Origin of the sequence: Thermovenabulum sp., from assembly GCF_049701175.1 — a bacterium.
GTDB lineage: Bacteria > Bacillota > Thermosediminibacteria > Thermosediminibacterales > Thermosediminibacteraceae > Thermovenabulum.
Window position 1 is genome coordinate 1 of the sequence record NZ_JBNATW010000031.1, and the last position, 15,623, is coordinate 15,623.

Here is a 15,623-nt window from a genome sequence, read left to right on the forward strand (position 1 = left end):
GTGGTCAAGTGGTTAAGACACCGCTCTTTCAAGGCGGTAACAGGGGTTCGACTCCCCTCAGGGTCACCATTTTTTATTGTATAGTAAATTTTTGACAAAAAGCCTTGCAAAAAAGTCGTTTTACGCGACTTTTATTTTTTTTTATAACACAAAATGTCAATAAATTTTAAAAATTAAACAATGTAATACGACAATTTTTATATCAGAACAAATTTATAATTATACCTACCAAAGTGTAAAGGGGTAGGTGAGAAAATGATAAATAAAAAAGCCTTACAGATAAAAAGAGCTGAAGTCAGAAAAAATAGCATATCTCTAAAAGAAGTAATGATTTTTTTTATAAGCTTTTTTATAGGACATGCATCCTTTTTTAATATTTATCCTTTTGGTATATCTTTTGTGGCATCGATGGTATCAAAGGAGAAGAATAAAATATTCCTTGTATTTCCCGCTTTTATCGGGACTTTAATAGGGGTAAAAAATTTTAATTTATTACTGAAGTACTTTTTCGCTTATATAATTTTTACAGCACTTTATTTAGTTTTACAAAAAGAGGTATATAATAAAAAGTGGCTATTGCCTTTAATTTGTTTTATATCAATAATCTTTGGGGGGATATTTTCATTCATATACATGCCCCCATCTTATTATGACTTTATAATGCTATTATTAGAGAGTCTGTTGTCATATATTACTGCACTAATTTTAAGCGAAGGCCTTAAGTCTTTTTTCTACGGCTGTAGTGAAAATGTAGAGAAGATAATAACCGTAGCAATAATTTTTGGTTCCCTTTTAGATCTTCTTGGAGAGATTAGCTTTTTTGGAATTTTAGCGAAAACATTTGTGATATCTATTATAATTATATTCTCTGCGTTAATGCAAGGTAGTACTGGTGCTTTAAGTTACGGGGTATTTTTAAGTTTGCTTGCGTATCCGTCGTCTGTACTACCTTGGGCGATTTCTTTTTACAGCATATCGGGGAGTTTAGCGAGCAGCTTTAAAAAATTTGGTAAAATAGCTGTTTTTATAGGATTTTTGATCGGATATATTATATACTATTATTATATCAGCCCCAAAAGCATGAATTTATTAAATTATCCTTCTATTATTTTGATTTTTATAATCACAGTTTTAACTCCCGATTCTTTTATAAAAAGGATTGAAAGGGTCATTTCTATAGAGGAAAAGGATGATATGGATTATTCTTTGTTAAAAGAAAATGTAAAAAACCAATTGATTGAACTTGCTAACACAGTAGAAGAAATGGGCAAAATTTATAAAATTCCTATGATGGACTGTAAATTAAACCCTTTAGAAGAATCCCTAATGAAAATTAAAAACAGGGTGTGCAACGGCTGTGCTTTGTCTAAAGCTTGCTGGGAGAGGGATTATAAATACACTATAAGCGATATATATAAGCTTTATACATTGAAGGAAAACTCTATGTATAATGAACTGCCAAGACTTTTTAAAGCTCGCTGCGGGAAATTTGAAGATATATATAAAATCGTAAAAACGGAAAAGGAAAAAAGTGAATTAAAAAATATCCTCGATTTGATGGTAAATGATACTTTAAATACTGCCTTTGAAAAGGTAAAATATTTTTCTGATGCTATCAGGATGCTATCCGAAAACGCTTTGGATGAAAATATATATGCAGAGGAATTGAAAAAAGGTTTACTGGAACAAGGGGTAAAAGTAGAGAATATTTTTATAACGGATACTAATGAAGGACACGATTGTTTCATTATTAAAAGGCCGTGTGTGGGTGAGAGGCCTTGTGAAGTTAGCATACGACCATTTTTCGAAAGAAATTTCATCAAAGGTGCAAAGGTTTTAAAGGTTGATTGCCCTTTAAATAGCGGAGGAGAAAAATGCAGGATTAAAGTTGTTCCTCAAAGCATCCTTTCAGTAGCTGTAGGTTATGTTAATTTACCCAAAGAAGGAGCTTCTTTTTCTGGAGATAGTTCTTCTTTTTTTGAATCAAAAAGTGGGAAGTACTATCTTGCATTAAGTGATGGTATGGGAGTTGGGGAAAAAGCCAAAAACCACAGCGAAAAAACCCTTATTGTATTAGAAAACATTTTGGAAGCGGGTTACAGTATAGAACAGGCCCTGCCGATATTAAATAGAGCTATGCAGGTGTATGGTGCTGGTACAGAAAGCTTCAGCACATTGGATCTTGCTTTTATTGATTTGTTTACAGGAATAACAGAGTTTATTAAAGCAGGAGCTGTGGCAAGTTTTATAAAAAGAAAGGATAAAGTAGAGGTGATAAAAGGCAGTGCCCTTCCCATTGGTGTTGTTGACGGTATAAGCCCTTTTAGGATTAAGAAAAAATTGATGCCACAGGATATGGTTATTTTGGTGACCGATGGGGTTATTGATTCAATAAAGGGCAACGGTGATAAAGAAGAAAAATTTATCAAAATAATAGAAAACATTAAAACCAATAACCCACAGGAATTTGCAGAGAAAATTTTGAAAAAGGTTTTAGAAGGTTGTGAGGAAAAAAGAGATGATATGGCAGTATTAGTAGGGCTTGTATGGGAAAGGAAAAATTGATAATATTTTTATTTGTAAAGAATTTTGATTTTAGAGGGAATTAATATCATGGACATTAAACAAAAATTTTTAGAGACAATAAAAAAGTATGACATGATAAAATTAAAAGATAGAATAATCGTGGGCCTTTCAGGAGGCCCTGATTCTGTTTGCCTTTTGAACTTGCTGTATTCTATTAGAGAAATATATGATATTGAAATAATTGCTGCACATTTAAACCATTCTTTTAGGGGAAAAGAATCGGATGAGGATGAAGAATTTGCAAAAGCCTTCTCAGAAAAATTGGGAATAAGATTTTTTTCAAAAAAAGTAAATGTACCGGAATTTATAGAGAAAACTGGTCTGTCACCTGAAGATGCCGCAAGGCGGGTAAGGTATGATTTTTTCTTTGAGCTAAAAAAAGAATTGAATGCAGATAAAATAGCGGTAGGGCATAACAAGAATGATCATGAAGAAACTGTTTTAATGAATATTTTTAGAGGCACGGGGACTGAGGGACTAATAGGGATTGAACCTAAAAGAGGATGTATAATAAGGCCTTTGATAGAATTAGAAAGGAGAGAGATCGAAAATTATTTAAAGGAAAATAAAATTCCTTATAGAATAGACAGCACAAATCTTAAAACAGAATATTACAGAAACAAGATTAGGCTTGATTTAATCCCTTATATTAAACAAAATTTTTGCCCTCACTTCAGTGACTCAATAAAAAGGCTTTCGGAGATTGTTGCTTTGGATGTTTCACTAATCGAAGGGTTTATTGAAAGAATATACCCTTCTGTTGTTACTAAGGAAAAAAAATATATTAAATTAGATATGAATAATTACAGCGAACAGCCTTTAGGGGCAAAATACCGGATATTAAGGAAAGCATTAGAAGAGCTTTCAGGAGATATAAAGGATATCGAATTAAAGCATATACAGGCCTTAGATGAATTTATTCAACAAAAAGCCCCCGGCAAGGTAATAGAACTTCCTAAAGGGATTCGAGGAGAAAAGGGCTACAAATATTTTTATTTGTATTTTGAAGATCAAATAAAAGATTTTTACTATGTGTTAAATATACCCGGTACCCTTTTTATTGAAGAGTTAGGCATGAATATTACCGCAGAAGTTGTTGATAAAACATTAGAATTCAAACCCGAAACAACACCCTTGAAGGTATATGTCGATTATGGTAAAATAAAAGGAAATTTGATTGTCAGAAATCGTAAGCCTGGAGATAGATTTTATCCCTTCGGTTTAAAATTTTCCAAAAAACTCCAAGATTTTTTTGTTGATGAAAAAATACCCTCCTTTGAAAGGAATTTAATACCAATTTTCGAGAATGAGGGCAGGATAGTATGGGTTGGAGGGCTGAGATTAGATGATAGATTTAAAGTTGATGAATACACGAAAAAAATTTTAATATTAAAGATACATCAACATTAATTTCAGGGGGAGTAGATGTGATAGAAGACATCAAAGAAATATTAATATCGGAGGAAGAGATAAAAGCAAAATTAAAGGAATTGGGTAAAAGGATAACGGAAGATTACAAAGGTGTAGATAACATTTTACTTGTAGGTGTTCTAAAAGGAGCTGTTCTATTTATCGCTGACCTGGTAAGGCACATAGATTTGCCATTAGAAATTGACTTTATGGCGGTTTCAAGCTATGGAGCGTCTACAGAATCATCGGGTGTAGTAAGGATTTTAAAGGATTTAGAGCAAAATATCCAAGGAAAAAATATTTTAATAGTTGAAGACATTATCGATTCAGGTCTTACTTTAAGTTACCTTTATAACCTATTGAAATCACGAAAACCTGCAGATATAAAAATATGTACACTGCTTGACAAGCCTTCAAGGCGCAAAATTGACATAAAGGTTGACTATGTTGGTTTTGAAATACCCGATTATTTTGTTGTAGGATATGGCCTTGATTATAATGAAAAGTATAGGAATCTTCCTTTCATTGGGGTTTTAAAGCCCGAAGCGATAAACGCTAAATGAAAACACAATTGTAGATTATTTTAATTTATGGTAAAATAACAATTGGATTGCCCAAGAAGGGAGGAACTTTTTTGAACAACTTCTTTAGGAATATCAGCTTCTATTTGCTGATATTTATTTTGATATTATCGCTGGTGCAATGGTATTCCAGCAAAGATTTAAGTGAGGTCCGTATAGGCTATACCGACCTCATCCGCCTTATAGATAAGAACCAGGTCCAAGAGATAAAAATGACGGACAGCAGTATTGAAGGGGTATTAAAAGACGGCAGAAAATTTACCAGCTATGTACCCGATAAAACCATATTCCTTTCTCGGGTGCAGCCTAAAGTAGATAAAGGAGAACTTATATTAAACGCTCAGCCGATTCCTACGACGCCCTGGTGGTCTCAAATCCTGCCTTCAATTTTAATGGCGCTTTTATTTATCGGAGCTTGGTTTTTTATTATGCAGCAGGGGCAGGGTGGAGGAAGCCGGGTAATGACTTTTGGAAAAAGCCGAGCTCGACTTGTCAATGACGACAAAAAAAGGGTAACCTTTAAGGATGTGGCAGGAGTAGATGAGGTAAAGGAAGAACTGCAGGAAGTAGTAGAATTTTTAAAGCACCCTAAAAAATTTATTGAAATGGGGGCAAGAATACCAAAAGGGGTTTTGCTTGTAGGCCCACCCGGTACCGGTAAGACTTTACTTGCCCGTGCGGTTGCTGGAGAGGCGGGAGTGCCCTTTTTCAGCATAAGCGGTTCAGACTTTGTAGAGATGTTTGTAGGAGTTGGTGCTGCAAGGGTTAGGGATCTTTTCGAACAGGCCAAAAAAAATGCGCCTTGTATTGTTTTTATTGACGAAATAGATGCTGTAGGTAGACAAAGGGGTGCAGGGCTTGGCGGAGGACATGATGAAAGGGAGCAGACTTTAAACCAATTGCTGGTAGAAATGGATGGTTTTACAATAAACGAGGGTATTATAATTATAGCTGCGACTAACAGGCCAGATATTTTAGACCCTGCCCTTTTAAGGCCAGGTAGGTTTGACAGACAGATAGTTGTTGATATACCTGATATTAAAGGAAGAGAAGAAATATTGAAGGTTCATGCCAGGAATAAGCCTCTTGAAGACAATGTGGACTTGAGCATTTTAGCAAGAAGGACGCCTGGGTTTACTGGGGCGGATTTGGAAAATCTATTAAATGAAGCTGCACTACTTGCAGTTAGGAGAAACAAAAAGAAAATAGGAATGGAAGAGTTAGAAGAAGCAATAACCAAAGTTATTGCAGGGCCTGAAAAAAAAGCAAGGATTATGACAGAAAAAGAAAGAAGACTTGTGGCATACCATGAAGCGGGTCATGCAGTTGTAGCTCACCTTTTACCAACAGTGGATCCAGTTCATGAAGTATCTATTATTCCCCGCGGGAGAGCAGGGGGATATACCCTTATTCTGCCAAGAGAAGATAGGTTTTTTATGGGTAAGACAGAGCTTTTGGAACAGGTGACCCACCTCTTAGGGGGGAGAGCGTCTGAAGAATTGGTGCTCAATGAAGTAAGCACTGGTGCACAGAACGATATAGAAAGAGCAACAGAAATTGCAAGAAGAATGGTTATGGAATACGGAATGAGCGAAAACTTAGGGCCAATGACTCTTGGAAATAAGCACGAAGAAGTGTTTTTAGGCAGGGACTTAGCCAGGGGCCGAAATTACAGCGAAGAAGTGGCGGCAGAAATCGATAGAGAAGTTAGGAACATTATAGAACGCTGTTACGATAAAGCAAAGTCCCTCCTTGCTGAAAACATCAATAAACTTCATAAGGTTGCGGAAGCCCTTCTTGAAAGGGAAAAACTTACGGAAGAGGAGTTTTTAGAGCTTTTTGCAAGTGCATAGAAAAACTGCCGAAAAGGCAGTTTTTTTTTTACGTTTTTTTAAGTTTTATTAATTTTATTAATGAATAAAATCCATCTTTAATTAAGATATTAAAAAAAGTGAAAGCACTAAAGCATAGAAAATTAGTTAATAAAGGGGAGTGGCGATTTGCTAAACTTTAATCTGCCAGTATATTTTTTTATAATTTTTGCCATGATTTCCGGAGCTTTAATGGCTGTTCAGGGTGGAATGAACACAGGCTTAGGGAAATTTATTGGGACGGCCGGCTCTACTTTTTTTGTACATTTGAGTGCAGTCATTATAATGCTACTTGTCCTCCTATTTGGGATAGATAAAGCAAATTTTAAAAATATTGGAGGTATTCCATGGCACTACTTTTTAGGTGGACTATTAGGTGTATTAATTACTTATTTAGTTATTATAAGTATTCAAAAATTGGGGGCAGGTATAGCAACTACATCCATAATTGTAGGGCAGGTTTTAACAGCGTGCCTCATCGACCACTTAGGACTTTTCAGCCTTGAAAAAACTCCCTTTACATGGATTAAATTTATAGGCCTGATCTTTTTGGCAATTGGAGCCAAGCTTTTGTTGAATAAATAATATATCACATTATAACAAAATAAAGGAATAATATACAACAAATAAAAAATATGATATAATAAATGACAAATTAATGCTAAAAAAAATATTACAATCTTAAATAATTTATCTTAAAGGGGGATAATGGTGTGAAAAAGTTTGTTTATAATTTTAAAGAAGGAAGCGCCGAAATGAGAAACCTGCTCGGAGGCAAGGGCGCAAATTTAGCAGAAATGATGCGCATTGGGCTTCCAGTACCCCCGGGATTTACTGTTACTACAGAAGCTTGTAGCAGGTATTTCAAAGAGGGAGAAAAGATATCCCAAGATTTGCTTGACGAAATTTTTGAGCATTTAAATGAGCTTGAGAATGCCACAGGGAAAAAACTGGGGGCTAAGAAAAACCCCTTACTCGTTTCCGTAAGGTCAGGAGCACCCGTCTCTATGCCCGGAATGATGGATACAATCCTTAATTTAGGGTTAAATGATGAATCCGTCGAAGGGCTTTACGAGGCAACGGGGGATAGAAGATTTGCTTTTGACTGTTATAGAAGGTTTATTCAAATGTTTTCAGAAGTGGTGCTTGGCATAGAACACGCTAAATTTGAAGGCATAATTGAAAGTATAAAAAAGAAAAAAGATGTGGAATTTGATACCGAATTGGATGATAAAGACTGGGAAGAGGTTGTCAAGCTTTATAAAGAGTTAATTTTAAAGGAAACAAAGGAGCAATTTCCTCAGGATCCTAAAAAACAGCTTATTATGGCAGTTGAAGCCGTATTTCGCTCTTGGAACAACCAAAGGGCAATTATTTATAGGAAAATTAATAAAATTCCCGATGACTTGGGTACTGCTGTAAACATCCAGTCTATGGTTTTTGGAAATATGGGCAACGACTCAGGAACGGGTGTTGCGTTTACGCGGAATCCATCCACGGGCGAAAAGCAGCTTTACGGAGAATTCCTGCTTAATGCTCAAGGCGAGGATGTGGTGGCAGGCATTAGGACACCGAAAAATATTGAAGAATTGAAGGATTTAATGCCCGATGTTTTTAAACAATTAGTTGATGTATGTAATTTACTGGAAAAACATTACAAAGACATGCAGGATATAGAGTTTACAGTAGAAAAAGGAAGGCTTTATTTGCTGCAGACAAGAAGCGGAAAAAGGACCGCACAGGCTGCAGTAAAAATAGCTGTTGATATGGTTAAGGAAGGGCTAATAACAAAAGAGGAAGCAATTATGAGGGTGTCGCCGGAGCAAGTAGCTTCTTTACTGCATAGGAGAATTGACCCTGAAGCAAAAGCAGAAATAATAGCAAAAGGGTTGCCAGCTTCTCCTGGTGCAGCATGGGGGCAAGTTGTATTCCACCCCGATGAGGCAGAAAGAATGGGGCAGCAGGGATTAAAAGTAATTCTTGTTAGGGTAGAAACAACCCCCGATGACATTCACGGAATAGTAGCAGCTCAAGGAGTTTTAACGAGCCGCGGTGGGATGACAAGTCATGCTGCAGTTGTTGCAAGAGGAATGGGAAAACCCTGCGTATGCGGTTGTGACTCTATAAGTGTAGATTATTCTAATGAAGAATTTAAAGCAGGAAGCATTATTGTAAAAAAAGGAGATATCATATCTATAGATGGTTCTACGGGAAACGTAATATTGGGTAAGGTTAAAATGATAGATCCTGTTCTTTCAGAGGAGTTTAAAGAACTGCTAAAATGGGCTGATGAAAAAAGAAGATTATCGGTTAGGGCTAATGCGGATACACCTAAGGATGCCGAAATTGCAAGAAGCTTTGGTGCAGAAGGGATTGGCCTTTGCAGGACAGAGCATATGTTTATGGCTCAGGAAAGACTCCCCTATGTTCAGGAGATGATTATGGCTGAAACTGGTGAAGAGAGGGAAAAGGCATTATCTAAGATACAAAGTTTTCAGGAAGAAGACTTTGAAGGTATTTTCAAAGAAATGGAAGGTCTTCCCGTTACGATCAGGCTTTTAGACCCTCCCCTTCATGAATTTTTGCCAAAAGAAGAAGAGTTGATAGTAGAGATTAATGAATTAAAACAAAAAGGTGAAAAAGAACTACTAAAAAAGAAACAAGAGATTTTAAAAAGGGTAAAGGCTTTGAAGGAATTCAACCCAATGCTTGGACTAAGGGGATGCCGTTTAGGAATTATTTATCCCGAAATATACGAAATGCAGGTAAAAGCAATATTTAAAGCAGCATGCAGATTAGCAAAAAAGGGTATCAGTGTATATCCTGAAGTGGAAATTCCTTTAGTCAGCAATGTAAATGAACTTAAAGTATTAGGAGAGATGATTCAAAAGACTGCAAAGGAAGTGATGGATGAGGAAGGAATAAAAGTGGATTACAAGATAGGGACAATGCTTGAACTTCCCAGGGCATGCCTTATAGCGGACAAATTAGCCGAATATGCCGAGTTTTTCTCCTTTGGTACAAATGATCTGACTCAGACAACTTATGGATTAAGCCGTGATGATGCTGAAGCCAAATTTTTGCCTCATTATATAAATCAAAAGATTTTGAGCGAAGACCCGTTTATTGTGCTGGATAGGGTAGGAGTTGGAGGTTTGATGAGGACTGCTGTGGATTTGGGAAGAAGAGTAAACAAAAATATTGTAATCGGAATCTGTGGTGAACATGGGGGAGAACCCAATTCCATAGAGTTTTGTCATGAAATCGGGCTTGATTATGTGAGCTGTTCACCCTTTAGAGTGCCTGTAGCGCGACTCGCTGCTGCACAGGCGGCTTTAAAGGAGAATATGAAAAAATAACCGCAATACGAACAAATAACCGCGAAAACTGGTTTTTCGCGGTTTTTTTATTTTTGAATAAAATGGTTACAATATTGACAATTTATGGTTATAGGCATATAATATAAACAAACATATCATTATATGAAGATATGAAGAATATTATTGTAAAGGAATGAATTTTCAAGGAGGGTTGTTTAAAATGGATTTAGCGAGAACCTATATTGGGGAGAAGGTCTTAGAACAGGGCCTGAAATTTATAGTAAAGGAGCCCGTCAACAACATAGAGAAGATGATTGAATGGGTAGAAAAACTTCCAATGCCCGAACACCACAAAAAAAATGTATGCAATGTAAAGAAATTCTTGCAGAATAAAGACACTAACTGGTACAAATTAGCAGAAAGATTATTAACTGAAATAGATCCTCATGTGAAGGAAAAGTTTGCAGTAAATTTCTTTTTAAATGCCAACTTCTTTGGGGTTCAAAAACAGATGGAGAATGCGAAAAAACTTGGTTATTCTGTACCCTGGGCAATTTTAATAGACCCTACCGAAAGATGCAATTTAAACTGCATTGGCTGCTGGGCAGGAGATTATCAGAGAAAAGAAGAATTAAGTTTTGAACTTTTAGACAGGATTTTAACCGAAGCAGAGGATTTAGGAATTTATTTTATAATAATGTCAGGAGGAGAGCCATTATTAAGAAAAGATGATATAATTAAATTGGCAGAAAAGCATAACTCCATGGGCTTTCACCTTTTCACCAACGGCACTTTAATTGATGACGACTTAATAAAGGAGATGAAGAGGGTAGGGAATATTACCGTAGCTTTCAGTATTGAAGGATTTGAAGAGACCACGGATAGAAGACGCGGTAAAGGTGTATTCAAAAAGGTGATGGAAGCAATGGACAAGATGAGAAAAGCAGGGCTTTTATACGGAGTATCCGTTACCTATACGCGCTACAATACAGAAGAACTGGCAAGCGAAGAATTCGTAGACATGCTTGTGGATAAAGGTGTAGCGTTTGCGTGGTACTTTACTTACATTCCTATTGGAAAAGATGTAGATTTAGAAATGATGGCAACCCCGGAGCAGAGGGCGTATATGTACGACAAGATATTGGAATACAGAAAAACAAAACCCATATTTATCATGGATTTCTGGAATGACGGTGAGGCGTCAAATGGATGCATTGCAGGCGGTAGGAGATACCTTCATATAAACGCTCAAGGAGAAGTTGAGCCCTGTGCCTTTGTCCACTACTCTACATGCAATATTAAAAACGTTTCTCTTAAAGAGGCATTAGGTTCTCCCCTTATGAAGGCTTATCAAAAGAGACAGCCCTTTAACATGAACATGAGGCGTCCGTGTCCGTTGATTGACAATCCCGAAATGCTGAAAGAAATTGTAGAAGAAAGCGGAGCTTATTCCACCCAACTTCATGCTGACGAGACTGCTGCAGAGTTTGCTGAGAAACTAAAACCCTATGCCCAAAAGTGGGGTGAGCTTGCAGACAAAATTTGGTATGAAACCCATGGAGACCAAAAACAAATCGGATTAGGGGAGGTTAAAAGTTGAATCTAAGCCTTACAGAATATAAACTCAGGTTTTTAGAAAGCCTATCCGACAAAACAAGGCTCAGGATAGTTGAAGCCCTTAAAGAGAAAGAAAAAACGGTAAGCCAGCTTGTTCAGGAATTGGGAGCAACCCAATCGAATATTTCAGGCCATTTGAGATTGCTTAAAATCAGCGGGATTATTAAAAGCCGTCAGGAAGGGAAATATGTTTATTACAGTTTAAGAAGCGAAGCAATAAAGGAATTTTTGTTAAAGTTGGAAGAAATGATGATTTTATTAAGAAATGAAGCCTATGAAGGAGCATGAACTGCCCGGTTTTTACCGGGTTGATTTTTTTTTGTTATACATGATAAAATAGAAATGAAAATTTGTCAGGCATCCTTTTCGGGAGCCTGAACGGAGGTGAGAAAAATGAATAATTCAGGGAAAAGCAAAGCCCGTATTCTTGCTGTGTCGGGGATATTGGGTGCAATTTCCATAGTGCTTGGAATGACACCCTTAGGGTTTATTCCCGTACCGACAGCAGCAGGGCATGCAACCATCATGCATGTTCCGGCTATACTGGGCGGGCTGCTGGAAGGACCGATTGCAGGAGCTTTTGTGGGTTTTATTTTCGGCCTTCACAGCTTTTTGAGGGCAGGGTCACCGCTTTTTGCAGATCCTGTAATAGCTATATTGCCGAGGATTTTTATCGGCATTTTGGCTTATTACAGTTTCAGGCTTACAAAAAGTGTGGCCTTATCTGCTGCCATTGGCACCTTAACAAATACTTTTGGCGTGTTGGGACTTGCAGTAGCAAAAGGGTATTTAACTTTGCCGGTAGCAGCAGGCATAGCCTTTACCCACGGATTGCCGGAAGTAATAGTAGCTGTAGTAGTGACCACCCTGATATACAGCGGAATCAGAAAAAGAAGGTGAAATAGTGCTTCTAACGGTGGATATAGGCAATACAAATATTGTTTTAGGGGTTTTTATTAAAGAGAAACTTATTGAACATTTTCGAATATCTACTGACAGGGAAAAAACCGAGGATGAATACGGTATAATGGTAATTTCTTTATTGAGGGAATTTGACATAAACGTAAGAGGATTCGATGGTGCTGTAATTTCTTCTGTAGTTCCGCCGTTGACGCCAATTTTTGAGAAGATGTGTGAAAAGTATTTAAATGTAGTTCCCCTTATAGTAGGGCCGGGAATAAAAACAGGCATAAACATAAAATACGAAAACCCGAGAGAAGTCGGAGCTGACAGAATAGTTAATGCCGTGGCAGCATACCATAAATACAAAGGCCCGGTTATAGTTGTGGATTTCGGGACTGCAACCACCTTTGATGCAATAAGTGAAAACTTTGATTACTTGGGTGGTGCTATTGCTCCGGGCATAGGTATTTCTGCTGAGGCCCTTTTTCAGCGAACTGCAAAATTGCACAGGATTGAGATTATAAAACCCGAAAGGGTAATAGGAAGGAATACCACTTCCAGCATACAGGCAGGTGTATTTTACGGATATGCAGGCCTTGTAGATCATATTGTAGAACGGATGAAAGAGGAAATGGGGGCAGAAGGAGTAAAAGTTATTGCAACGGGTGGGCTTGCACCACTTATCGCTTCAGAGACAAAAACCATAGATTTGGTAGACAGCATGCTCACTCTAGAAGGATTGAGGATAATTTATGAAAAGAACAGGCAGTAATGTTCCGCTATACTTGGCTCCTATGGCAGGTTTTACCGATCAACCCTTTAGAAGAATATGCAAGTTTTATGGAGCTGATATTCTTATTACGGAAATGGTTAGCTCAAAGGGGCTATACTATGGGGATGAAAAAACGTATAGACTTTTAAAGATTACAGAAGAAGAACACCCCATAGGAGTTCAGCTTTTTGGAAGTGACCCTTATGTTTTTAAGGAAGCAATAGAAAAATTAGAAGGTTTTCCTTTTGATTTTATTAACATAAATATGGGATGCCCTACGCCTAAAATAGTTAAAAATGGCGATGGTTGTGCGCTAATGCTCAATGAAGAGCTTTCTTCTGCGATCATCAAATCTTGCGTTAGCTCTACAAAAAAGCCAATTACAGTAAAAATTAGAAAGGGTTGGGATGAAAATAATGTTAATGCTGTAGAATTTTCTAAAAGGGCAGAGGAAAGTGGGGCATCAGCAATTATTATACACGGAAGGACAAGAGAACAGTTTTACAGTGGAAAAGCTGATTGGGATATTATAAAAAAGGTAAAAGAAGCGGTGAAAATACCTGTGATAGGAAATGGCGATATATTTTCACCTGAAGATGCGAAAAAAATGATTGAACAAACTGAATGTGATGGCATAATGATAGGGAGGGGTGCTTTAGGCACCCCCTGGATTTTCAAAAGTATAAAGCACTATCTTACTAATGGTGAAAAACCTTTACCTCCATCTCTTTTGGAAAAAAAGGAAGTAATATTTTGGCATATGAGGCTCTCGGTTGAGTTTTACGGAGAAAAAATAGGGATAATGGAAATGAAAAAACATATTGCATGGTATTTAAAGGGCTTATACAATTCAGCAAAGGTAAAAGCAAAAATATTGCAATTAAAAGACAGAGAGGATATTGAAAAGGAACTTAACAACTACTTTGACTTTTTAAGAGAAAGGGAACAAGAAGAAACCTAAGGTTCAGGGGGTAAAAAATGGATATTTTTGCTCTTCCTGTCATAAATGGCGTTCTGCCAAGACCAAGAGGAGGAGTTTTGACAGGTTTTTTCATAGATCCTTATTTTTCTAAAATGATTACCTTAGCCGGCAAGGGTGGGGAGGTGTTTTTATTTCCTTTTTCAAAGGATGATGATACCTTTTACCCTGTCGGTATAATTGCTGTAATTGAAGACATATGGGCAAAAGAAGTGATAGCTGGGCAAAAAAAATACGGTTTATTAGTAAAAATAATAGGGCAGGAAAGAGGCAGGGCAAAAGGTTTTGATTTAACCAGTGAAGGCATAGTTGCTAAAGGGGTTGAAAGGCTGAATTTTTATAAATTGAGAAGTGAAGGCTTCCCAGTAATTTGTGGAGCAGGGTGGCAACCGCAAGGTGGATACACCACTTTTGGAAGTGATAGAAAATCTATCAATATTACTATATACGGATTTGACTATGAAAGCGGAAAAAGGGTTTCAATAACTGCAGACTTAAAAGGGCTTGTGGAAGCTGAAAAAGCACACACCATAGAGCATGGGATAATAAGATCGCTTAAAAATTACGGTCTTTGTACCGCAAAGACCTTAAGAAATGCTATGCAGAGGGAAACCCAGGAGCTGAAATGGTCTATTGAAATAGGTATGGCTCACAGGCTCCCAGAATTTTTTGGAATAACAGACAGCGGAATTTGCGGCAACCCTTTAACCTACCTTGCTTCAACCTATCTTAATGAAGAGATAATAAAAAATTTAAAAGCAGGAGAGAACTTTTTTGATTCACTGGAACGAGCAAGAACAAAAACCATATCCCGTTTGGCTCAGGACATGGAGATTTCTACCAATAGAGAGTATAGGGCACTGCAGGGTTTGAAAAAGGGCATGAAACATGATGATACCTATGAAGAGATGGAAAAATTAAAAAGGATTTTAAATAGATTTCCTATAACTCCATGGGATTAACCGGCTTTTGCCGGTTTTTTTATTGATTTTATAAAGCTTATAATATAAAATAGAATTGAGCACAAAAATGTGCACAAAGAGGTGAAATCTTTGGACCTGATCAGAATAGGGGAAAAGCTGATAAGTAAAAACAAAATTATAAAAGCTATTGAGGATATTCTTCTTGCAAGGCAATCGGGACTTTCTCAAGCAGAAGTAGCTAAAAAAATGGGAATTGACAGATCTTTTATTTCTCGCATTGAAAGCCTTGGCGAACTGCGCAAAGGGAGGACTATAGGGCTGGTTGGTTTTCCCATAAAGAATGTGGAAGAATTGAAGGAAATGGCAAGGGAAGAAGGGGTAGATTTTATATTTTTAATGAACGACAAAGAAAGATGGGAATTTGTCTATAGCAAAAGCGGTATAGAACTTTTAAATGAAATCATGGAAATTATTTCAAAGGTTAGGAACCTGGATGCAGTGATAATATTAGGATCTGATCAAAGGATACGTCTTTTCAGGGCACTATTAGACAATGAGGTAATAGCTGTAGAAATAGGAAAATCTCCCATGAAAGAAGATGTGCATGTTGACAAAGAGGAGTTGAAGGCTTTAATAAGAAGTTTGAAGGAGGTATAAGAAA

The 15,623-nt window shown here is 37.0% G+C and carries 13 protein-coding genes; all 13 read left to right on the forward strand.

The window, feature by feature from the left end; all coding sequences use genetic code 11:
• Nucleotides 1–255: 255 nt before the first annotated feature.
• The 13 genes from ACPLVF_RS09990 (at nucleotide 256) to ACPLVF_RS10050 (ending at nucleotide 15,619) form a co-directional block, all read left to right on the forward strand.
• On the forward strand, nucleotides 256–2,565 hold the full coding sequence (locus ACPLVF_RS09990; RefSeq protein WP_424907693.1) for a SpoIIE family protein phosphatase: 2,310 nt from the start codon (nucleotides 256–258) through the stop codon (nucleotides 2,563–2,565).
• A 48-nt stretch (nucleotides 2,566–2,613) separates the two neighbouring features.
• Nucleotides 2,614–3,996, forward strand: a complete 1,383-nt coding sequence (tilS, locus tag ACPLVF_RS09995; protein WP_424907694.1) for a tRNA lysidine(34) synthetase TilS — start codon at nucleotides 2,614–2,616, stop codon at nucleotides 3,994–3,996.
• Nucleotides 3,997–4,013: 17 nt separating this feature from the next.
• Nucleotides 4,014–4,559: a hypoxanthine phosphoribosyltransferase gene (hpt, locus tag ACPLVF_RS10000; protein WP_424907695.1), complete on the forward strand. Its 546-nt coding sequence runs from the start codon at nucleotides 4,014–4,016 to the stop codon at nucleotides 4,557–4,559.
• A gap of 71 nt (nucleotides 4,560–4,630) precedes the next feature.
• Nucleotides 4,631–6,430, forward strand: a complete 1,800-nt coding sequence (ftsH, locus tag ACPLVF_RS10005) for an ATP-dependent zinc metalloprotease FtsH (RefSeq protein WP_424907696.1) — start codon at nucleotides 4,631–4,633, stop codon at nucleotides 6,428–6,430.
• Between the two features lie 147 nt (nucleotides 6,431–6,577).
• Nucleotides 6,578–7,033: a DMT family transporter gene (locus tag ACPLVF_RS10010; RefSeq protein WP_424907697.1), complete on the forward strand. Its 456-nt coding sequence runs from the start codon at nucleotides 6,578–6,580 to the stop codon at nucleotides 7,031–7,033.
• A 128-nt stretch (nucleotides 7,034–7,161) separates the two neighbouring features.
• Entirely contained in the window at nucleotides 7,162–9,807 is a 2,646-nt protein-coding gene (gene ppdK, locus ACPLVF_RS10015) for a pyruvate, phosphate dikinase (protein ID WP_424907698.1), read from the forward strand.
• A gap of 181 nt (nucleotides 9,808–9,988) precedes the next feature.
• The gene (locus tag ACPLVF_RS10020) at nucleotides 9,989–11,368 is read left to right on the forward strand and encodes a radical SAM protein (RefSeq protein ID WP_424907699.1); all 1,380 of its coding nucleotides are present in this window, start codon (nucleotides 9,989–9,991) and stop codon (nucleotides 11,366–11,368) included.
• Nucleotides 11,365–11,673 (forward strand): ArsR/SmtB family transcription factor, encoded by a 309-nt coding sequence (locus ACPLVF_RS10025; protein ID WP_424907700.1) that lies wholly within the window; start codon nucleotides 11,365–11,367, stop codon nucleotides 11,671–11,673. Before ACPLVF_RS10020 ends, ACPLVF_RS10025 begins: the two co-directional genes overlap by 4 nt.
• Before the next feature lie 105 nt (nucleotides 11,674–11,778).
• Nucleotides 11,779–12,285 carry an ECF transporter S component gene (locus tag ACPLVF_RS10030; protein WP_424907701.1) on the forward strand — a complete coding sequence of 169 codons (507 nt, stop codon included), beginning with the start codon at nucleotides 11,779–11,781 and terminating at the stop codon, nucleotides 12,283–12,285.
• A gap of 4 nt (nucleotides 12,286–12,289) precedes the next feature.
• Nucleotides 12,290–13,060 (forward strand): type III pantothenate kinase, encoded by a 771-nt coding sequence (locus tag ACPLVF_RS10035; protein WP_424907702.1) that lies wholly within the window; start codon nucleotides 12,290–12,292, stop codon nucleotides 13,058–13,060.
• Nucleotides 13,041–14,021: a tRNA dihydrouridine synthase DusB gene (gene dusB, locus ACPLVF_RS10040; RefSeq protein ID WP_424907703.1), complete on the forward strand. Its 981-nt coding sequence runs from the start codon at nucleotides 13,041–13,043 to the stop codon at nucleotides 14,019–14,021. Before ACPLVF_RS10035 ends, dusB begins: the two co-directional genes overlap by 20 nt.
• 17 nt (nucleotides 14,022–14,038) lie before the next feature.
• Nucleotides 14,039–15,001 (forward strand): hypothetical protein, encoded by a 963-nt coding sequence (locus ACPLVF_RS10045; protein ID WP_424907704.1) that lies wholly within the window; start codon nucleotides 14,039–14,041, stop codon nucleotides 14,999–15,001.
• 90 nt (nucleotides 15,002–15,091) lie between these two features.
• Complete coding sequence (locus tag ACPLVF_RS10050; protein WP_424907705.1) at nucleotides 15,092–15,619, forward strand: helix-turn-helix domain-containing protein; 528 nt, start codon at nucleotides 15,092–15,094, stop codon at nucleotides 15,617–15,619.
• Nucleotides 15,620–15,623 lie beyond the last annotated feature (4 nt).